Genomic DNA, 20,792 nt, shown 5'->3' with positions numbered 1-20,792 from the left:
TGCAAGTCGAGTCCACCTAGCCGGGAGACAATCATGAACAATTGGTCAATAAAGCCGTTCGTTTCTGCCGTGGCAGCTATGCTCGCTCTCGGAGGTGCCGCCAGTGCTGGCAGCGGAGCGAACAAGGACGAAGCCGTCGCAATGGTCAGGCAGGCCGTTGCCTTCATCAAGGAGCAGGGGCCCGAAAAGGCGTACCCGGAGATCACCAACAAGGCCAGCAAGTTCCACGATCGCGATCTCTATGTCGTGGTCTATCAGCTTGACGGCAAAGTGCTGGCTCACGGCTCGAACGAAAAGTTCGTCGGCAAGGACCTGATCGACGCCCAGGATGTCGATGGCAAGCTCTACGTCAAGGAACGCGTCGAACTCGCCGCCAAGCAGCCTTCGTTCTGGCAGGACTACAAATTCGTCAATCCGGTGAGCAAGAAAGTCGAGCCGAAGGAAATGTACTGCGAGAAGCTGAACAATACGGCTGTCTGCGCGGGCGTCTACAAGCTCTGACCCCAAATAAGCGTTGCGTTGTCGTGCGGCGATCGCCGCACTGAAGGGGTGATATGCTCGGCTGGATCAAGAACATTGGTCTTTCGTGGAAAGTCCAGCTCGCGCCGGCCTTTCTGATCGTCGTGCTGATCGGGCTCGGTGCCTATGCGCTGCAAACGTTGCGGTCGAATCAGGCCGCCGTTGACGCGCTGGTGTCCGGGCCGGTACGGCAATCGGAACTGGCCAACGATCTCACCACGACGGTGTGGACGGCGCACGCCAAGCTGTATCGTCTTGCGGCCACGGCGGCCAACGAAAAGGACGAGAAGAAAATTGCGCAGGTCGCCAAGGAAGCTTCCGTGGCGGCCGGCAAAATTTCGGACGCGCTGAAGGCCGTAGAAACTATCAAGGGCGGGTTCAGTCCGGAAACATTCGAGAAGCTGAAAGCCGCGGTTGCGGGCTATCTCAAGCAATCGACAAATGCGATCGAGATGGCCGACGGTGATGCCGGATCGGCGCTGATCTTCATCAAGGGTGCGGAACGAAACTTTGCCGTTATCGAAAAGCTCGCCGATGATCTGATCACGCACAGCAGCGAAAGCAAGGACCGCGAAATTGCCCGTGCCGGGATCAAGCTCGAGCAACAGCAGATAACGCTGATGGCTGCGCTTCTGGCCGTTGCGCTCGCCGGCATCATCGTTTCATTTCTGATCGGCCGAAGCATTTCCCGCCCTGTCGTGGCGATGTCGCGGGCGATGCGCGAGCTCGCCGCCGGGAATTTCGAGGTTCAGTTGCCCGGCCTCGAGCGCCGCGATGAAGTTGGCCAGATGGCGCACGCGATACAGGAGTTCAAGGTGCAGGCGATCGCCAAGGCCGAACGCGAGACGGCGGAGCGCGAGGAAAAGAACCGCGAACTGGCATCGGCCCGCCGTACGGAGCTTCATAATCTGGCCGAGAGTTTCGAGATCGCCGTCGGCAATATCGTCGAGAACGTTGGCTCAGCCTCGGCCGAACTGGAAAATTCCGCCGCGATCCTGACCAACAGCAGTGCGGCCACCCAACAGCTCTCCACCGTGGTCGCCGCGGCTTCGGAGGAAACCTCCAGCAACGTGCAGTCGGTGGCGTCCGCCACCGAGGAAATGGCCAGCTCCGTCAATGAAATCGGCAGGCAAGTCGCGAATTCCAACCGGATCGCCAACGAGGCGGTCGCTCAGGCGCAAAAGACCGACGCCCGGATCATCGAATTGTCGGAGGCGGCAAACCGCATTGGCGACGTAACCAGGTTGATCACCACGATCGCGGAGCAGACCAATCTACTGGCACTCAACGCGACCATTGAGGCCGCCCGCGCCGGTGACGCCGGCCGCGGCTTTGCGGTGGTTGCCCAGGAGGTCAAGGCGCTCGCCACCCAGACCGCCAAGGCAACCAGCGAAATCTCGACTCAGATCGCCGAGATGCAGTCGGCGACGCAGGAATCAGTGCACGCCATCAAGGAGATCAGCGGCACCATCGGCCGGGTTTCCGAAATCGCCGCCGCGATCGCCGCCGCCATCGAGGAGCAGGGCGCTGCCACTCAGGAAATCGCGCGCAACGTGCAGCAGGCGGCAGTGGGCTCGACCCAGGTCGCGACCAGCATCGCCGACGTCAACCGTGGCGCCGGCGAAATCGGCACGGCGTCGTCACAGGTGCTGGCCAACGCGCAACTGCTCTCCAACGAAAACAAGCGGCTCAAGGCCGAAGTCGGCAAGTTCCTCGCCACTGTCCGGTCGGCGTAGTCCGTAGACCCAAAATCGAGATTGGTGAATCCACGTCCGCTTTGCAGCGTTTTTCGGACTCAGGTCCGATATCGCCTCAAGTCCGAAAAGTCACAACTGCGAAGAACTCAGTGTGAGCATATGTTTTCCGCTTTGCCCTCGAACTCGGACATTGCTCGACCAATCGGCATGTCTCAAAAGTGCGAACAGCAGACTGATGCACGACGGGCGCAGCGATATTGCCAGCAGCGCTTGCGTGATTACCCCTATCCTCGTGCAAGATCGAGTAACCGATCCCTCTCGGGAGTCTGGGGCCGCGCGCGCCCTGCGCCCCTTCGGCTTCTATATGTGGCAATCGCAATCGCGATCCATGTTGCGTGGAATGCGAGTCCGGCCAGCAGGACGAATTGACCGGGAATGGGCCCAATCGCTGCTCGCAGCCAGAACTCCTGCACCGAGGCGACCGGCGCCGGATGGATCAGCAGTTTACCGACATACGCGGTCACCTGGATCGCGAAAATCCAGCTGTAGTTATTGCGAAGCCTGCGGCCCACTGCCTCAGCATAAGTAATATGAAGGTTAGGTGCTCGGTAATCCTGGTAGAGGATCTCGTTCCAGCCATTCTCGACCTGAACGCCCTCGCCGCGGAGAATTGGCCCGAAGAATTGGACTTCGAGGACATGCGCGCGCATGCGCCAGAAATCAAAAAAGCGGTAACGCCGCGCCTCGATCAATAAGAAGGTAACGACCAAGAGACCGACAAGCACCAGCGGCAGAGGGGACGCGGTTTCGCTGCTGAACGTAAGTGATAGTGCGATACCGGTTGTAAGGACCGCCCAATTGGTCGTTGCATCGAGGCGTGTACGCCAGACCGTGCTACGGTACAGCTCGCCGCGATAGAGGTGCGACAACGCGGTGATATCAGCTGGGTCGAATGCAGATTGCTTACCTTCGATGTGGCTTTCACTCATCGTTTTCATCCCTTGCGCTTTTATGTCATTTACGACCCCAACACATGATGCTGTTTGGCGATGTTCTATTATGCCCACCTGTTGTCACGGCCCCAAGGAAAAACGCCCTGTTGGCGTGTCTAAGCTGGCACACTGGCGCGGACCGGAGATGCTGTCCGCTTAAGTGCCGGTCTTCCGCGGCCGGTCGGACGAATCGGCGCGCAGGTTGCGGAAGAATGTCTCGACCTCGCGCGACAGCGTCTCGGCCGTGGCCGTCAGTTCGCTCGATGCGGTGAGGACGGAAGCCGCCGCCGTGCTCGTCGTGCCGATGGCGTCGCTGAGCGACCCGATATTGACGACCAGCGTTCCGTTGCCCTGCGCCGCCAGTTGCGCATTCGCCGAGATTTCACGGGTCGCCGCATCCTGCTGCTCGATCGCGCTGGCAATGATGGAAGTCACCTCATTAATCTCGCGCACTGCATTGCCGATTTCTCGGACCGCTTCGACGGACGTTTTCGTCGACGTCTGGATCAGGCCGACGTTCTGGCCGATTTCGGCTGTGGCCTTGGCAGTCTGCTCGGCCAGCGCCTTGACCTCGTGGGCGACCACGGCAAAGCCGCGGCCGGCATCGCCGGCGCGCGCGGCTTCGATCGTTGCGTTGAGCGCCAGGAGGTTCGTTTGCTCGGCAATCGCCTGGATCAGGTTGAGCACCCCGTCGATGCGCTGGGTCGCAGCCGCAAGCCCCTCGATTTCGGAGACCGATTTCTCGGTGCGCTGGCCTGCCTGCTCGACTGCACCGGCCGACTGGCGGACCTGGCGGCCGATTTCCTCGACGGAAGCGGAAAGCTCCTCGGCGGCGCTGGCGACGGCGGAGACGTTGCTGGACGCCTGTTCGGTCGCGCTGGAAGCGGCCACCGCGCGTCCGTTGGCATCCGACGCAACGCTGGCGATGGTCTGTGCGCTGCCGCGCATCGAGCTCGCATTGTCGGTGACCGCGCGCAGCACGCCGCCGATCGCTTCCCGGAACGCATCGACCGAGGCCTCGATGTGGCGGGTACGCTCATCGCGCGCCCTGGAATCTTCCAGCACCTGCGAATTGAGGTTGCGGTTGCGATCCATCGCATCCTGGAAGATCTTGATGGCACGGGCGAGCGCGCCGATTTCGTCGGTGCGTTCGGTATGCGGAACCTCGATGCCTTCGGCGCCGTCGGCCACCTGCTTGATGGTGGCCGTGATGACCGAAAGCGGGCGCGCGATCGAACGGGAAATGATCAGCACGCCGAGGACGACCACCACCAGCGCCAACACGCCGAGGCAAGTCAGGACAAATGCCATCGTATGGTTGGTGTCGGTCTGTTCGGCCAGCCTCTTGCTGCGTTCGGCGTAGACCTTGGAGAGCGCCTCGAGATCCTTGTTCAGCGCGGTGCGCACTTGGCGGTTGGCATCGTTGTCGCCCCATTCACGCCCCGCCGCTCCATTGATCTCGACACCGCGGCGAACCAGCTCCTTGCGGAAGTCGACGAACTGTTCGATGCGCTTCTTGAAAGTGGCGAACTGTTGGGCGTCGTCGGCCTGGACCAGCGCTTCCCAGTTCTTGACCACCTCGAGAATACGCTCGTTGAATTTGAGCAGCCCGTCGCCGTATTTCTTCACCACCGGCGGTTCCGTCGACATGTAGATGCCCCGGGATTCCATCACGACTGCATAGACCAGCGAATTGATGCGCTCGACATTGAGCGCGGCGCGGCTGGCGATCGAGACCGCTTCGGTGAGCTGAGCATTCTGGCGGGTGTTGTAGTCGGACAGGGCCGTGATAGCAGCGACGAGCACGGCGACCAGTGCGAAGATCGAATACAACTTGGCTGCAAGCGAAAACCGGGATGCCATGGCGCCACCAAAATAGGTACGGGAAATTTCAGCCGTGCCGGCGCCGGAGTAGGATCCAGTGAATGCCGTCAGCGTAGGCAATGTGCTGAAGTTTGGTGGAGAATGTCTTAACGCGCGAATTTCTCGGAACCGCAACTAAAGGCAAATCATCAGTAGTTTCAAACGACTAGTTCGGTATTGCGGGATGCCTCGCCGGGAAAATTCGGCAGATTGCTGCGATTGGAACGGGCCTTGGTATATCAGCGCAATTGTAGGTGGCTGGTACGGCGAAAGGTGCCTGGGCCCCAACTGCCCGGTAAGACGAGCCGATACCGCCATGACGGCGCTGCCCGCCTGATCCTGCGGATGGGATGCTCGCTGTCCGACGCGGGCAATGCCGCCAAACGGAAGCACCCGCGCGTATCCGGAAGGACGGTTCGCATTGGCAAGCATCCGTGGCGCGAATCAAGCTAGACAGCGAGCACGGCGAAGGTGGCGCCGCGCTGCTTCGATTATGCGTGAGAATTGGGACTCATGACTCAAAGTGCCGCCTTGCCGGGCAATCTCGATCTCTATCTTCACGTGCGCGTCCTGATCGCCGCACAGCCTCGGGCGGATCGATGCCCGGATTAATGCCGACACTCCGCTGATTGCGGCCTGTAGCCTTGGCTGTTCGCCCGGCATAGACTAGCCAGGAAACGGAGTGGGTACGGCGCAGGAAGGTCAGCATGGTCTATCGGCAGATCATCGGTGCCACCACCTATGCGTTCGACGGTTTGCGCGAGCTGCTCGCCAAGGCGACGCCGCCGCGATCCGGCGACCGTCTTGCCGGCGTCGCGGCCGATAGCGCGGAACAGATGATCGCAGCGCGAATGGCGCTCGCCGACGTGCCGCTGAAGCAGTTCCTCAACGAGGCTGTCATTCCCTATGAGGATGACGAGGTCACCCGGCTGATCATCGACAGCCATGATGCCCCGGCCTTTGCCGCCATATCGTCACTGACCGTGGGCGGCTTCCGCGATTGGCTGCTCTCCGATGCCGCAACAGGCGAGTCTTTGGCGAAGGTCTCGCGCGGGATCACGCCGGAAATGGCCGCCGGCGTTTCAAAAACGATGCGTAACCAGGACCTGATCCTGGTCGCCAAGAAATGCGCCGTGACCTCGGCCTTTCGCAACACCATCGGCCTGAAGGGGCGGATGAGCGTGCGGCTGCAGCCCAACCATCCCTTCGATGATGCCAAGGGCATTACCGCTTCGATCCTCGACGGCATTCTGCTGGGATCAGGAGATGCCTGCATCGGAATCAATCCGGCCAGCGACGATCCGGCCGTGATCGGCGAGTTGCTGCGGCTGCTCGACGGCATCATCTCTCGGCTGCAGATTCCGACGCAGAGCTGCGTGCTCACGCATGTCACCACGACACTCGGATTGATCGGGCAGGGCGCGCCGGTCGATCTGGTGTTCCAGTCGATCGCGGGAACGGAGGCTGCCAATCGCAGTTTTGGTGTCGATCTCGCGCTGCTGCGCGAGGCGCGTGAGGCGGGGCTGTCGCTCCGCCGCGGCACGGTCGGCGAAAACGTGATGTATTTCGAAACGGGGCAGGGCTCGGCGCTGTCGGCCAACGCCCATCACAATGTCGACCAGCAGACGTGCGAGGCGCGGGCTTACGCAGTGGCGCGCGCATTCGCTCCGTTGCTGGTCAATAGCGTCGTCGGTTTCATCGGCCCGGAATATCTTTACGACGGCAAGGAAATCATCCGCGCCGGGCTCGAGGACCATTTCTGCGGCAAGCTGCTCGGCCTGCCGCTCGGGGTCGACGTCTGCTACACCAACCACGCCGAAGCCGACCAGGACGACATGGACAATCTGCTGACGCTATTGGCCGCCGCCGGCGTCACCTTCATCATGGGCGTGCCGGGCGCCGACGACGTCATGCTGAACTATCAGTCGACCTCGTTCCACGACGCGCTCTATGTCCGGGATCTCTTCGGGTTGAAGCGGGCGCCGGAGTTCGACGATTGGCTGGTCCGCTCCGGCCTCGCGGACGGCAATTTCCGGCTTGCGGGCAACACCGGCCTGCTGCCCGAATTTGCCTCTCGGCTGATTGCCTGAATTCCGGTCTGCAGATTTTCGTGCAACCAATTGAACCCGCAGCGAGTTAGAGCTGACTGTCACAATGTTGAAGGATTTCTGGCCCAACTTTCAATCTCGTGCTTAAATTCATGTCAGTGTTGAGGAAATTTGATGAGAGCTGAGGGCATTGGAACGGTACGGCGTATCCTGTGCGTCTTTCCGCGCTATACGTCTTCTTTCGGCACGTTCGAATACGCCTATCCCCTGACCGCCGGCGTGAAGGCTTTCATGCCGCCGCAGGGCCTCCTCCTGATTGCGGCCTATCTCCCGGCAAACTGGCAGGTGCGTTTCATCGACGAGAACATTCGCCCCGCCGGCAAGGAAGACTTCGAATGGGCGGAAGCGGTATTCGTCAGCGGCATGCACATCCAGCGCCAGCAGATGAACGACATCTGCCGCCGCGCCCATGCGTTCGATCTCGCGGTCGCAATCGGCGGCCCGTCGGTGAGCGCGTGCCCGGATTACTATCCCTCGTTCGACTATCTCCATGTCGGCGAACTCGGTGACGCCACCAATGAGCTGATCGAACGTCTGGCGCGCGACCCGCGTCGCCCTGCCCAGCAGGTGGTGCTGACGACCAGGGATCGGTTGGCGATGACCGAGTTTCCGATCCCGGCCTACGAGCTGGCGGAAGTGAAAAAATATCTGCTCGGCAGCATCCAGTATTCGAGCGGCTGCCCCTATCAGTGCGAGTTCTGCGATATCCCCGGGCTCTATGGCCGCAACCCACGCTTGAAGACGCCTCAACAGATCATCGCCGAACTCGACAGGATGCGCGAATGCGGCATCACCGACACGGTCTATTTCGTCGACGACAATTTCATCGGCAACCGCAAGGCCACGCTGGATTTGCTGCCGCATCTGATCGAATGGCAGAAGAGGACAGGCTACGTCGTGCGGCTGGCCTGCGAGGCGACGCTGAACATAGCCAAGCGGCCCGAGATCCTGGAGAAGATGCGCGAGGCGATGTTCGTTACCGTGTTCTGCGGCATCGAGACGCCCGATCCCGACGCGCTGCACGCAATGCACAAGGACCACAACATGATGGTCCCGATCCACGAAGGCATCCACACCATCAATTCCTACGGTATGGAGGTCGTCTCCGGCATCATCATGGGCCTCGACACCGACAAACCGGGCACGGCGGACGCACTGCTCGACTTCGTCGATGAATCGCGGATTCCGCTACTGACGATCAATCTGCTGCAAGCGTTGCCGAAGACGCCGTTGTGGGACCGGCTGGAGCGCGAGGGGCGCCTCAATGACGACGACAGCCGCGACTCCAACGTCGAATTCCTGATGCCCTACGACCAGGTCATCAGTTCCTGGAAGCGATGCATGGAGGTCGCCTACCAGCCAGAGAAGCTCTACGCGCGTTACCAGTATCAATGCGACTACACCTACGCCAACCGGATCAAGGTGCCCGTCGCGCCTGAAATGAAGACCTGGCCCAACATCAGGCGTGCGCTGATCATGCTGCGCAACATCTTCTGGCAGGTCGGGGTGCTCAGCGATTACAGGCGCGTGTTCTGGAAGTTCGCGATCGGGCGCCTCAGGCGCGGCGATCTCGAAGGGCTGATCGGTTCCGCCACGATCGCGCATCATCTGATCAAGTTCGCGCGTGCGGCGTCCGGCGGCCAGCAGAACGCGTCGAACTATTCGATCCGGCTGCGCGAGGCCTCCGTGCCTGCCGAGTAAAAGCCCATGAAAGAACCGACGTCGCCGACCCGCTCACTCGAAGCCCTGCGGCAGCTGACGCCGGCGCGCGTCGGGCTCGGCCGCTCCGGCGCGAGCATGCCGACCGACGCGCTGCTTGCCTTCACGCTCGACCATGCACGCGCCCGCGACGCCGTGCATGCCGCATTCGATGTGGAGCATCTGGTTGCCGGATTGGCCGGCCTCGGCCTGCAGGTCAGTGAGGTTTACAGCCAGGCGTGCAACCGGCGCGACTATCTGCGCCGCCCCGATCTCGGACGGATGCTCGACCCGGATTCGCGGGGCGCGCTGGAAAAGCAAGGCGGCAGTGCGAACCAGGTTGTGATCGTGATCGGCGATGGGCTTTCGCCGGCGGCCGTCAATGTCCACGCGCTCGAGCTGGTTCGCCATCTTGCTCCACGCCTGGCGGAGGTCGGGATCCGGTGTGGCCACGTCGTGGTTGCATCCGGCGCACGCGTGGCGCTGGGCGACGAGATCGGTGCCGCGTTGGGCGCGCGGATGGTGGTGATGCTGATCGGCGAGCGGCCCGGCCTGTCGGCCCCCGACAGTCTCGGCGCCTATCTGACGTTTGCGCCGCGCATCGGCCTCACCGACGAGAACCGCAATTGCGTGTCCAACATCCACGGCGCAGGCCTGAGCTATGATGAAGCCGCCTTCAAGATCGCGTGGTTGGTGCGTGAAGGCATCGCGCGCCAGGTCACGGGCGTGGCGCTGAAGGACGAAAGCAGAACCGCGCTCATCGCCGCCAGACCGATAGATTGACGGATCGACATCCGCCTGCGTCGCCGTTGTGAGCCAACTCGTGGCTGACAACCCAATGTGAGCCGTTTCTCCAAAAATTGACCGGTGAGGTTGCAGCGGCCGTCGTTGGCGCTTTCGGCTGAACGCGCCAAAGCGGTCCAAGGTGGTGCTGGCAGGTGTGGCAAATCAGAGACTTAACGCGTATTTTCGACATTTGCGTGCCGATTTGCCCTGCCGCGCGTGCTTGCCGGATCAGGTTCGGGCCTGTAAAACGGCGCCGATTAATTTACCGCGTGATTTCAAGGGCTAGCGCCAATCAGATAGGGGCTGGCAAAGCCGTATTCGCGCCACCAAGCTGCACAAAAAACCAAGCTGCACAAACAGGCCGACGTGAGAACTGGACAGGGTATGCTCGACAAGAACTCCGAAAGTCACGTCCACGTCCAAGCCACCGAGGAACCGCCGCCGGGCAAGAGCATCGCCTTCGGGCTCGAGCGCATGGGCCTGATCGCGGTCAAGGCGCCGATCCTGTCCTTGATCATTCTCGCCGTGCTGATCGTGGCGGCGCTGTTCGGCATCGAGCGAATCAAGATCGACGACTCGCTGAGCCAGTTGTTCCGCTCCGATTCCAAGGACTACAAGCAATATGAGGCCGTGACCAAGCGCTTCCCGGCGACCGAATTCGACGTGCTGGTCGTGGTCGAGGGCAAGACGCTGCTGGCCCGCGAGAACCTCGAAAAGATCCGCGACATGGTCACCGACCTGCAACTGATCGAGGGCGTTCGCGGCCTGGTCTCGCTGTTTTCGGCACGTCAGGCGCCGGAGCCCGGCAAGTTGCCGGCCGCGCTGTTCCCGCCCGAACTGCCGCAGGGCGCCGCCTACGACAGTTTTGTCGAGACCGTTAAATCCAACGAGATTATTCGCGGCAAGCTGTTGTCCGAGGATGGCACGCTGGCGCTGATCGTGCTGTCGCTGGAGCCGAAGGTCGTTTCCTCGAACGAGCTCGGCACGGTGGTCGGCGAAATCAGGAAAGTCATGGCCGAGGATCTTTCCGGCAGCGGGCTCAACGCCCAGCTTTCCGGGGTACCCGTCATGCAGCTCGAGATCCGCAACGCGGTCAAGCGCGACGGGCTGACCTACAACATTCTAGGCATTCTCGCTGGCTGCATCATCGCGATCATCTTCTTCCGCAAGATATCGTTCATGGTGGTTGCGGCCTTCCCGCCGATCATCGCGATCTTGCTCTCGCTCGGTGGCCTCGGCTGGGCCGGTTTCAATCTCAACATGTTCCTGAACGTGATGACGCCGCTCATCATGGTGATCAGCTTCTCGGACTCGATGCAGTTGACGTTCGCGGCGCGCGACCGCCTCATTGCCGGCCAGGACAAGCTGAAGGCCTTCACCAACGCGGTGCTGGTAGTCGGCCCGGCCTGCGTACTGACCCATGGCACCGCGGGCATTTCCTTCATCGCGCTGCAATTCTCCGATTCCGAACTGATCCGAAAATTCGGCGAAGCCGGCCTTGCCGCCACCATCATCGCGCTGGTGGCCGTGCTGTCGCTGGTGCCGGTATTCGGCGTGCTGTTCGTGCGCAACGAGAAGATTTTTGCGGTGAAATTCCAGAGCGCCGACGCCGGCGTCCAGGCGCTGCGCAATTTCTGTTACTGGATTGCGGTGCGCATGGTCAGCCGCCCCGGCATGTTCAGCCTGATCGCATTGCTCTTCGTCGGCGGGCTCGGCTACATCTACGCGACGCTGGAGCCGCGCTACCGGCTCGCCGATCAGGTGCCGGACAAGCGACAGGCGGTGGCGGCATCGAGCCGGCTCGACGCCAAGCTCACCGGCGCCAACCCGATCGACGTGCTGATCGAATTCCCCAAGGGCGCCTCGCTCTACGCGCCGGAAACCTTGAAGACGATCGCCGACGTCCACTCGATGGTCGAGAAGTCGGCCGGCGTCGGCAACGTCTGGTCGCTGGAAACGCTGCGCCGCTGGCTCGCGGAGAAGGCGGGCAGCACCGACGTCGCGACGCTGAAGGAATATGTCAGCGTTATCCCTGAGCATCTGGTGCGGCGATTCATCTCGGCCGATCAGGATGCGGTGGTGGTGTCAGGGCGCGTTCCCGATCTCGATTCCAGCGAAATCCTTCCCGTTGTCGACAAGCTCGACAAGGCGCTCGACAAGGTAAGGGCCGAACATCCCGGCTTTGAGATTGCCGTCACCGGCCTGTCGGCGATTGCCGCGCGCAACAGCGCCAACATGATCGATAAGCTCAACCAGGGCCTGACGATTGAATTCCTCATTGTCGCCGTCTTCATCGGTCTCGCGTTCCGCTCGGTCGTGGTGATGTTCTCCTGCATCTTGCCCGGCATTTTCCCGGTGGTGGCATCGGGTACGGTGCTGTGGATGTTGGGCGAGGGGCTGCAATTCGCTAGCGTCGTCGCGCTCACGGTGTCGTTCGGCCTGGGCCTGAGCGCCACGATCCACTTCCTCAACCGGCTTCGGCTGGAGAGCAAGCCGGGCGTCAATTCGGGACTGGCGGTCGAGCGCGCCACCGTGCTGGTCGGCCCGGCCCTGATCCTGACCACGGTGGTGCTGGCCTGCGGCCTCGTCGTCACCGTGTTCTCCGATCTGCCGTCGCTGCGGCTGTTCGGCTGGCTCAGCGCGTTCTCGATGATCGCGGCGCTGGTCGCTGACCTCTTCATCCTGCGGCCGACCTCGATGTTCCTGATCAACCTGTCGGAAAAGATTCGCGGCGTCAGTCACACCGAGCCAGCGAAGAACAAAGCTGCCGAATAACGAACGCTGCTGAATAGCAGGGGTTGCCGGCCAACGGCAGCCGCAGAGAGGCTTGAGGAATGACGTCTGCAGGATTAGCCGCTCGCCCTGCGGCCGACGCTGCCGCCTACCGCGCGGTCGAACACATCTATCATTCCTATCTCACCGGGCTGATCCTGATGCTGGCGTCGCGGGCCGGCGCGCCACGCGCCGCCGAGGTGGTATTTCGCACCTTCCGGCGCCAGCAACTGGCGCGCTTCCTTCCCGGATTGAAGAAGCTCGGTCTTGATCAGCTTCCGCATGCGGTCGCTTGCGCCCAATATCACTATCTGTCGAACCAGGTCGGCGGCGTGAAGGTGGAGTATATCTACGAGAGCGACCGCAAGGCCTGGGTACGCTATCCGCCGCCGCGCTGGATCTGGTCCGGCACGGCCATTTGCGGAATCCCCTCGGAAGTGTCGCGGGCGATGCTGCGCGGATGGCACGCCAACAACGGCGTCGTGCTCAATAATCCCAGGCTCGGCTTTGTCTGCACGGGGCAGACCGTCGACGGTCAGCCGGGGCTTGAAGGTTACTACAAGGAGTGGGATCACGATCTCGCGCCCGAGGAGCGATTGCAGTTTTCGCCGGGCGAGCGTTGTCCGCCGTTCCGCGCCGATCTCGCGCCGCGCCTGCCGGAGAACACATGGCCGGAGGAACGGCTGCAGAAGGTGCTTCGCAATTATGCGATGGAGTACATCACCTCGATCGTTCCGGAGACGATTGCCGTGCTCGGACCGGAGGAGGGCGGCCATCTCGCCGGTGCCGCGGCGCGGCTCGTCGGGATGCACACCTTCGACGACGTCGCCGCGCTGTTGGGCGGCGTGGAGGCGGGAGCGGTGGGTTTCGCCAAGGCCTTTTCCCGGCTTGCGCGGGGGCAGGACGATGATGCGGAACTGCAAGTCGAAGGCTCGGGCGCAACCGTGCGCCAGACCTCTTGGCGCCTGATGGCGGAACGCGAAGCGCTGTCGCCTCAGGTGTTCGATGCCTGGAACGAGTTGTGGGTGGGGGCCGCGCTCGCGCATGATCGCTTCGTGCGCGTCGAGGTGACGGAACGCCGCGACCGCGGTGACGCGTATTGGTGCTGGCGATTCCGCTGAGCTGCCGAAAATAAAAATGGCGGTATCCCGGGGGAGCCGCCATTCGTACCTACTGCTTTGAAGAACAGTTATCAGGTCCTCGTCATCGTAATCTTGACGCCGCGGATCTCACCCTTGGAGTCGATCTGCACGCTCTGCTTGTTGCCGGTGGTGCGCAGATTCAGGTTGGCTGCAAATCCCGATGCTTCGACAAACACGTCGATCTGACCGCCGCCGGCGGTGCCCTGCAGATTGCCGAAGATATTTCGGCTCTTTTCGCTCCAGTTGCCGGAGATCCGGTCACCCTGGCTGGTGACATCGCTCGACAGGTCGAACTTGTAGCTGTCGCTGGCGCAGTGGAGGTGTTGTTTCAGGCCGAGGCCGTTGGCGTTGACCTTGTAGTCGGCCTTGCAGCGGATGTTCTCGGTGGTGCCGTTGGATAGCGCGACGGTGCCGGTGCCGCTCCAGTTTCCATCAAAACCGGCAAACGGGCCGCCGGCCTGGGCATGGCTAATGGTGACCGACAGCATGAGCGCGGCGGCGACCCCGGCCGCTGCGAGAGCCTGATCGAACAAGCTGGAACCAAACAGTTTCATCGTGAGTTTTCCCCTAAACAGACGCTTCTCTTACAAGATACGTCTCGCCGCATCGAAGATTTAGTGTTTCCGCAGTATCTTAGGTTCAAAATGACGGCATGCTGTTTCCGCCGGTCGCGGCAGGAAAGGGCACAAGCAGCCGAATGGAATCAATATTCGCATCGGCTCCGTCCGCGCAGCATCTAACTTCGCGCCGCATCCTCCGCAACAGCCAATTGCCGAGATCGTCAAGAGAGAAATACACGTTAGATATCAGTCAGTTATTTGCGGCGCTGAGATCGCCGTAAATTTGGCCGTATTTACCATGCTTGTCCTGTGCACGTTGCTGCGTTACGCGGCGCCTGCCATCCATACAAATCCGTTCCGGCGATGCCGAAAACGCAAATCGGGAACAGGATTTCATGCTGCCGAAATGAAGGAATACGATGCGAAAATCTCTCCTCGCCCTCACTTTGTTGTCGATCTCGGTTTCGTCGAGCGCCTTCGCCCAGCAGCAACAGCGCAGCGGAACGCCGGAGGAGCAGAAGGCCTGTACCCGTGACGTGCAGAAGCACTGCCGTCCGGTTATCGACCAGGGTGACCTCACCATCTTGGCGTGCCTCAAGGAACATCGCTCCAAGATTAGCGCGGCCTGCGATCAGGTTCTCAAGCGCAACGGTCAATAGGGCGCGGCTAGCGTCCGTTAACCCTCGCGGAAAAGCCATTCTCGGCTGTATGACGCGCGTCACGGGCGGGGCTAATCAGCCCATATAGCATTGGTTTTGGCGACGTATTCCCCTATATGGGGCTCGCGATCTCCTCGCATGCGCCGGGCACCGGCGCATGCCGCCAATCCCGATTGATGTAGCCAGTTTTTGATGACCAGCGCGAGCGACCTGCGATCCGGAAAGACCGACCGCGACGAGAATTTTCCGGTCGCGTCGTGGATCATTCATCCGCGTCACCGGGCGCTGATCCTCGCATTCTACAATTTCGTCAGGACCGCCGACGATATCGCCGACCACGCGACACTTAGCGCGAACGAAAAGCTGCGCTATCTCGACCTGCTCGAGGCGGAACTATTGGGCACGGGCGACACGCAGAAGGAAGCGGTCAGCCTCCGCCAGGCCCTCGCCGAGCGTTCGATGGCTCCGCGCCATGCGCTCGACGTGCTGGTCGCGTTCCGGATGGACGTCACCAAGCTGCGCTACGAGAACTGGGACGACGTCACTCATTATTGCCGCTATTCGGCCATGCCGGTCGGCCGTTTCATGCTCGACGTTCATGGCGAGAGCACCTCGACCTGGGCCGCTTCCGACGCGTTGTGCGCGGGATTGCAGATCAATAACCATCTGCAGGATTGCGCCAAGGACTACAAGAATCTGAATCGCGTCTATCTGCCGCGCGATGCGCTGGCAGCAAGCGGCGCCACCGTGGAGATGCTGGGCGAGACGAAATCGCCGCCGGCGCTGTTGCAATGTCTCCATGCGCTCGCGGTGCGGACTGAAACCCTCCTCAACGAGAGCAAGTCGCTCAACGCCGAAGTGAAGGATTTCCGGCTCGGGCTCGATATTGCTGTGATCCAGGCTTTTGCCGACAAGATCGTCGGCATGCTGAAAGTGCGCGATCCGCTCAGTGAACGCGTGCATTTGAGCAAGCTGGAGTTGCTCGGCCATACCATCGGCGGCATCGCCGGCGAGATCACCCGCCGCGCGATCGGACGCCGTCCCCAGACAAAACCGGCGGCCGGCGCATGACGTTGCAGACGGCGGCGGCCAACGCAGATTACGGTACCACCGCGTCCGGCAGTTCGTTTTATGCCGCGATGCGCATCCTGCCGCGCGCACAGCGCGAGGCGATGTTCCAGATCTACAGCTTTTGCCGCCAGGTCGATGACATCGCCGATTCCGACGGCCCGCGGCCCGAGCGGCTGGCTGCGCTCCAGCAATGGCGCGACGATATAGATGCGCTGTATCAGGGTCACCCACCGCCGCGTCTGCAGGATTACGCCGCGTCGGTCAAAACCTTCGGTCTCAAGCGCGAGGATTTTCTCGCCATCGTCGACGGCATGGAGATGGACGTACCGCAGGACATCCGGGCGCCAGATCTTGCTACCCTTGATCTCTATTGCGACCGTGTCGCTAGCGCCGTCGGGCGACTGTCGGTGCGCGTGTTCGGCCTTCCTGAGGAAGACGGCATCCTGCTCGCCCACCACCTCGGGCGCGCGCTGCAATTGACCAATATCCTGCGCGACATCGATGAAGACGCCGGCCTCGGTCGCCTCTATCTGCCACGTGAGGGGCTGCTGCTTGCCGGCATCACGACCGACGATCCGCAGCGGGTGATCGTCGATCGCGCATTGCCGAAAGTATGCCTGGCGCTGGCCGAGCGCGCGAAAAAGCATTTCGAGAAAGCCGACGAAGTCATGAAACGCAATTCGCGGCGCGTGGTGCGCGCGCCGCGGATCATGTCGAAATATTACCGCGCGATCCTGGACTTGCTGCTGGCCCGGGGCTTTGCCGCTCCGCGCGAGCCGGTCCGCGTCCACAAATGGGCGAAAATCGCTATCCTTCTCCGATACGCGATCATCTGATGCAGAAAAATGTTCATATTATCGGCGCTGGCATTTCCGGTCTTTCAGCGGCCGTGCGGCTCGCCAACGCCAATTACCGGGTGCATGTCCACGAGGCAACGCAGCAGGCGGGCGGCCGTTGCCGGTCCTATTTCGATGCGGCCACCAACCTCACCATCGACAACGGCAATCATTTGCTGTTGTCCGGCAACCGTCATGCGCTGGCCTACGCCAAATCGATCGGCACCGAGACGGGGCTGGTCGGACCAAAGCTTGCGCAGTTTCCCTTTGTCGACATCTCAACCGGCCGGCGCTGGCAACTCGACCTTGGCGACGGCAAGTTGCCGTTGTGGGTGTTCGACCAGGCGCGCCGCGTCCCCGATACGAAGCTGCTCGATTACCTCGCATTGATGCCGCTGATCTGGGCAGGGACCGACAAACTGGTCGGCAATGCGATCCCCTGCAAGGGCACGCTGTACCAGCGGCTGGTGCAGCCGCTGCTGTTGGCCGCGCTCAATGTCGATCCGCCGGAGGGTTCGGCGGGTCTGGCCGGCGCGATCGTACGGGAAACGCTGCTGGCGGGCGGGCAGGCCTGCCGGCCGCTGATCGCGCGCGATGGCCTCAGCGCTGTGCTGGTCGAGCCGGCGATCAAGCTTTTGCAGAACAAGGGCGCCTCGATCCAACTCGGCCATGAGCTGCGCGAACTTGTGATGAAGGGGAGCCATGTCGGCGAGCTGAAATTCGTTGGCGACACCATCGCGCTCGGCCCCGACGACGTCGTGGTACTCGCAGTGCCGCCGCGCCCTGCGGCGGCGCTGCTGCCGGGATTGAAGACGCCGTCGAAATTCCGCGCCATCGTCAACGCGCATTTCCGCTTTGATCCGCCCAAGGATGCGCCGCCGATTCTCGGCGTCGTCAGCGGGCTGGTGGAGTGGCTGTTCGCATTCCCGCAGCGGCTGTCGGTCACCATCAGCAATGGCGACCGGCTCGTCGACATGCCGCGCGAAGAACTCGCGCTGGCGATCTGGCGGGATGTCTGCAAGGCCGCCGGCCTGGCGGGCGAATTGCCGCTGCCGCCCTGGCAGATCGTGCGCGAACGACGCGCGACATTTGAGGCTACGCCGGAGCAGGATGCGCTGCGGCCGGGGGCGGTGACCTCGTTCAAAAACCTGTTTCTCGCCGGCGACTGGACTGATACCGGATTGCCGGCAACCATCGAGGGATCGGTGCGGTCAGGCGATCGCGCCGCCGATCTGGTCCTGGCGAGGCGTTAGGCCTGAGGACGTGTTGCGTGACCGGCTTCACAGAGCCCGTCGCGAATAATGGGATGTATAGCGAATGCTTGCCATCGATCACACAAACGCAGTCGATCCCGTCGCCCTGGAGAAGAGCATCTCCTCCGCGACCGAAGCTCTGTTCGGTTACCGCCAATCCGACGGACACTGGATATTCGAGCTGGAAGCCGACAGCACCATCCCTGCCGAATACATCCTGCTGCGCCACTATCTCGCCGAGCCCATCGACAGTGAGCTCGAAGCCAAGATCGCGAACTATCTACGTCGCACCCAAGGCAATCATAGCGGGTGGCCGCTGGTGCAGGACGGCCCGTTCGACATGAGTGCCAGCGTCAAATCCTATTTCGCGCTGAAGATGATCGGCGATTCCATCGATGCGCCGCATATGGTGCGCGCGCGCGAGGCGATCCGCTGCCGCGGCGGTGCTGCCCGCGTCAACGTTTTCACGCGGTTTCTGCTGGCCTTCTACGGTGTATTGGCTTGGCGCGCAGTGCCGGTGCTGCCGATCGAGATCATGCTGTTGCCGATGTGGTCGCCGTTCCATCTCAACAAGATTTCCTATTGGGCGCGCACCACGATCGTGCCGCTGATGGTGATGGCGGCGTTGAAGCCGCTGGCGAAGAATCCCAAGGGCGTCGGCATCGACGAGTTGTTCCTGCAGGATCCCAAATCGGTCGGAATGACGCCGAAGGCGCCGCACCAAAGCTGGGGCTGGTTCACGCTGTTCAGCACGCTGGACAAGATCCTGCGCGTGGTCGAGCCGTTGTTTCCGAAGAAGCTGCGCCAGCGCGCGATCGACGCCGCGCTCGCGTTCACCGAGGAGCGGCTCAACGGCGAAGACGGCATGGGTGCGATCTATCCGCCGATGGCCAATATCGTGATGATGTACGACGCGCTCGGCAAGGGACCGGATTATCCGCCGCGTGCGGTCACCCGCAAGGGCATCGAAAAGCTGCTCGTGATCGGCGAGCACGAGGCCTATTGCCAGCCCTGCGTCTCCCCCGTCTGGGATACCGCGCTGACCTGCCACGCGCTTGCCGAGACCGGTGGCGAAGAGACACTTGCGAAAATGAAGCAAGGTCTCGACTGGCTGAAGCCGCGGCAGGTGCTCGACCTCAAGGGCGACTGGGCGGCGAAGGCGCCCGACGTTCGTCCGGGCGGCTGGGCGTTCCAGTACAACAACGACTATTATCCCGATCTCGACGATACCGCCGTCGTCGTGATGGCGATGGACCGGGCGCGCCGGCAGACCGGCAGCAAGGAATACGATCAGGCGATTGCGCGGGGCCGCGAGTGGATCGAGGGCCTGCAGAGCCGTGATGGCGGCTGGGCCGCCTTCGACGTCAACAACCTTGAATATTACCTCAACAACATCCCGTTCTCCGATCACGGCGCGCTGCTCGATCCGCCGACCGAGGACGTCACCGCGCGCTGCATTTCGATGCTGGCCCAGCTCGGGGAGACCGCGCGGACCAGCAAGGCGGTCGCGGACGGGATTGCCTATCTGCGCCGCACCCAGCTCGCGGAGGGCTCCTGGTACGGCCGCTGGGGGCTGAACTACATCTACGGAACCTGGTCGGTGCTGTGCGCACTCAATGCCGCCGGCGTGGACCACCAGGATCCCATGATCCGAAAGGCGGCGGACTGGCTGGTTTCGATCCAGAACCGGGATGGCGGCTGGGGCGAGGATGCGGTCAGTTACCGACTCGATTACAAGGGATATGAGCAGGCGCCATCGACCTCTTCGCAAACGGCATGGGCCTTGCTTGGTCTGATGGCGGCCGGCGAAGTGGAACATCCGGCTGTCTTGCGCGGCGTGGAGTACCTAAAAGCCACACAGACCGAGAAAGGGCTCTGGGACGAGGCGCGCTACACGGCTACGGGCTTTCCGCGGGTGTTTTATTTGCGTTATCATGGCTACTCGAAGTTCTTTCCGCTCTGGGCGCTGGCGCGGTATCGGAATTTGAGAAGCACCAACAGCAGGGTGGTAGGGGTCGGGATGTGACTTGGGGGGCGGGGGCCGCCGCGATCGTGGACAATTCGGTTGATCGCAATTCGAATGATCCGCGGCCGGTTTTGATCGTTACAGGACTGGTGCAGGAAGCCCGCATTGCGGCCGGGCCCGGCATGATCGTTATCTGCAGTTCCAGCGACCCGCAGCAATTGCGCGCATTGCTGGCAACGCTGGATCCTACCACTTTCAGGGGTATCATCTCGTTCGGCGTCGCCGGCGGGCTGGATCCGTCGCTGAAATCGGGCGACGTGGTGGTGGCGACCGAGGTTCTCGCCGGCGATACCCGGTTTCTGGCAGGTCTGGCGCTGAACGAGGAAATGATCGCCCGTGCCGCGCTGCGCCGCCGGCGCGTGGTCCGTGGCATCCTTTCGGGCGTCGAACAGGTGATCGCCGCGACCGCCTGCAAGGCCGCGCTGCATTCGGAGACCGGGGCTGCGGCGGTCGATATGGAAAGCCACATCGCGGCGGCCTATGCGGCCGAGGCGGGGCTTCCGTTCGCGGCGCTGCGGGTCATCTCCGATCCGGCCACCCGGGCTCTTCCGGCGCTCGCCAAGAGCGCCATCAAGCCGAACGGTGACATCGATTTGGGCAAGGTGCTGCGCGGAGTGGCGCGCAATCCCACCACGCTGCGCGCGCTGGTCTCTACCGGCATCGATTTCAATCGCGCGCTGCGCTCGCTCCGCGGCTGCCGCGGCTTCCTGCACGGTGATAGCTTTGCCATGGCGGAGGCCTGAGGGCGCGGGGCGGCAGGCAGCTTCAAAGTTTTCGAAAGCGTCAAACAAAAAGAAAAGGGCCCCGATT

The 20,792-nt window shown here is 62.2% G+C and carries 16 protein-coding genes; 13 read left to right on the top strand and 3 right to left on the bottom strand.

Translation table 11 applies throughout. From position 1 onward, the window contains the following. Nucleotides 1-33: 33 nt before the first annotated feature. Nucleotides 34-501 (top strand): cache domain-containing protein, encoded by a 468-nt coding sequence (locus RX328_RS33220; protein WP_213254762.1) that lies wholly within the window; start codon nt 34-36, stop codon nt 499-501. Nucleotides 502-554: 53 nt separating this feature from the next. Further along, nucleotides 555-2,255, top strand: a complete 1,701-nt coding sequence (locus RX328_RS33215) for a methyl-accepting chemotaxis protein (RefSeq protein ID WP_213254763.1) — start codon at nt 555-557, stop codon at nt 2,253-2,255. Between the two features lie 245 nt (nt 2,256-2,500). Here the strand turns inward: RX328_RS33215 and RX328_RS33210 are convergent, their stop codons facing one another. Both RX328_RS33210 and RX328_RS33205 read right to left on the bottom strand, forming a co-directional pair. Beyond that, nucleotides 2,501-3,205 carry a DUF2270 domain-containing protein gene (locus RX328_RS33210; protein ID WP_213254765.1) on the bottom strand — a complete coding sequence of 235 codons (705 nt, stop codon included), beginning with the start codon at nt 3,203-3,205 and terminating at the stop codon, nt 2,501-2,503. Between the two features lie 159 nt (nt 3,206-3,364). Then, complete coding sequence (locus tag RX328_RS33205) at nt 3,365-5,071, bottom strand: methyl-accepting chemotaxis protein (RefSeq protein ID WP_213254767.1); 1,707 nt, start codon at nt 5,069-5,071, stop codon at nt 3,365-3,367. Nucleotides 5,072-5,778: 707 nt separating this feature from the next. On the opposite strand from RX328_RS33205, the gene RX328_RS33200 reads away from it, so the two are divergent. From RX328_RS33200 to RX328_RS33180, 5 genes are all read left to right on the top strand, one after another. Beyond that, nucleotides 5,779-7,161 carry an ethanolamine ammonia-lyase subunit EutB gene (locus tag RX328_RS33200; protein ID WP_213254769.1) on the top strand — a complete coding sequence of 461 codons (1,383 nt, stop codon included), beginning with the start codon at nt 5,779-5,781 and terminating at the stop codon, nt 7,159-7,161. A gap of 132 nt (nt 7,162-7,293) precedes the next feature. After that, nucleotides 7,294-8,880 carry a B12-binding domain-containing radical SAM protein gene (locus RX328_RS33195; protein ID WP_213254771.1) on the top strand — a complete coding sequence of 529 codons (1,587 nt, stop codon included), beginning with the start codon at nt 7,294-7,296 and terminating at the stop codon, nt 8,878-8,880. Between the two features lie 6 nt (nt 8,881-8,886). Continuing rightward, nucleotides 8,887-9,660, top strand: coding sequence for an ethanolamine ammonia-lyase subunit EutC (gene eutC / locus RX328_RS33190; protein ID WP_213254774.1), 774 nt, complete (start codon nt 8,887-8,889; stop codon nt 9,658-9,660). Nucleotides 9,661-10,047: 387 nt separating this feature from the next. Continuing rightward, on the top strand, nt 10,048-12,438 hold the full coding sequence (locus RX328_RS33185) for an efflux RND transporter permease subunit (RefSeq protein ID WP_213254776.1): 2,391 nt from the start codon (nt 10,048-10,050) through the stop codon (nt 12,436-12,438). 59 nt (nt 12,439-12,497) lie between these two features. Further along, nucleotides 12,498-13,556 carry a hypothetical protein gene (locus RX328_RS33180; protein ID WP_213254778.1) on the top strand — a complete coding sequence of 353 codons (1,059 nt, stop codon included), beginning with the start codon at nt 12,498-12,500 and terminating at the stop codon, nt 13,554-13,556. 71 nt (nt 13,557-13,627) lie between these two features. Here the strand turns inward: RX328_RS33180 and RX328_RS33175 are convergent, their stop codons facing one another. Then, nucleotides 13,628-14,131, bottom strand: coding sequence for a hypothetical protein (locus tag RX328_RS33175; protein ID WP_213254780.1), 504 nt, complete (start codon nt 14,129-14,131; stop codon nt 13,628-13,630). A gap of 425 nt (nt 14,132-14,556) precedes the next feature. Here RX328_RS33175 and RX328_RS33170 point away from each other — a divergent pair, with 425 nt between their 5' ends. The 6 genes from RX328_RS33170 (at nt 14,557) to RX328_RS33145 (ending at nt 20,725) form a co-directional block, all read left to right on the top strand. After that, nucleotides 14,557-14,796, top strand: coding sequence for a cysteine rich repeat-containing protein (locus RX328_RS33170; RefSeq protein ID WP_213254782.1), 240 nt, complete (start codon nt 14,557-14,559; stop codon nt 14,794-14,796). A gap of 192 nt (nt 14,797-14,988) precedes the next feature. Continuing rightward, complete coding sequence (hpnC, locus tag RX328_RS33165) at nt 14,989-15,867, top strand: squalene synthase HpnC (RefSeq protein WP_213254784.1); 879 nt, start codon at nt 14,989-14,991, stop codon at nt 15,865-15,867. Then, nucleotides 15,864-16,703 (top strand): presqualene diphosphate synthase HpnD, encoded by an 840-nt coding sequence (hpnD, locus tag RX328_RS33160; RefSeq protein WP_213254788.1) that lies wholly within the window; start codon nt 15,864-15,866, stop codon nt 16,701-16,703. Before hpnC ends, hpnD begins: the two co-directional genes overlap by 4 nt. After that, nucleotides 16,703-17,956 carry a hydroxysqualene dehydroxylase HpnE gene (gene hpnE, locus RX328_RS33155; RefSeq protein ID WP_213254798.1) on the top strand — a complete coding sequence of 418 codons (1,254 nt, stop codon included), beginning with the start codon at nt 16,703-16,705 and terminating at the stop codon, nt 17,954-17,956. The genes hpnD and hpnE overlap by 1 nt, the downstream gene beginning before the upstream one ends. Before the next feature lie 64 nt (nt 17,957-18,020). Next, the gene (gene shc, locus RX328_RS33150) at nt 18,021-19,982 is read left to right on the top strand and encodes a squalene--hopene cyclase (RefSeq protein ID WP_213254800.1); all 1,962 of its coding nucleotides are present in this window, start codon (nt 18,021-18,023) and stop codon (nt 19,980-19,982) included. Next, entirely contained in the window at nt 19,979-20,725 is a 747-nt protein-coding gene (locus RX328_RS33145) for a phosphorylase (protein ID WP_409410885.1), read from the top strand. The genes shc and RX328_RS33145 overlap by 4 nt, the downstream gene beginning before the upstream one ends. Nucleotides 20,726-20,792 lie beyond the last annotated feature (67 nt).

This window comes from Bradyrhizobium sp. sBnM-33 (assembly GCF_032917945.1).
GTDB lineage: Bacteria > Pseudomonadota > Alphaproteobacteria > Rhizobiales > Xanthobacteraceae > Bradyrhizobium.
Note: the sequence above shows the minus strand (reverse complement) of the source record. Positions and strands in the feature narration are given on the sequence as shown.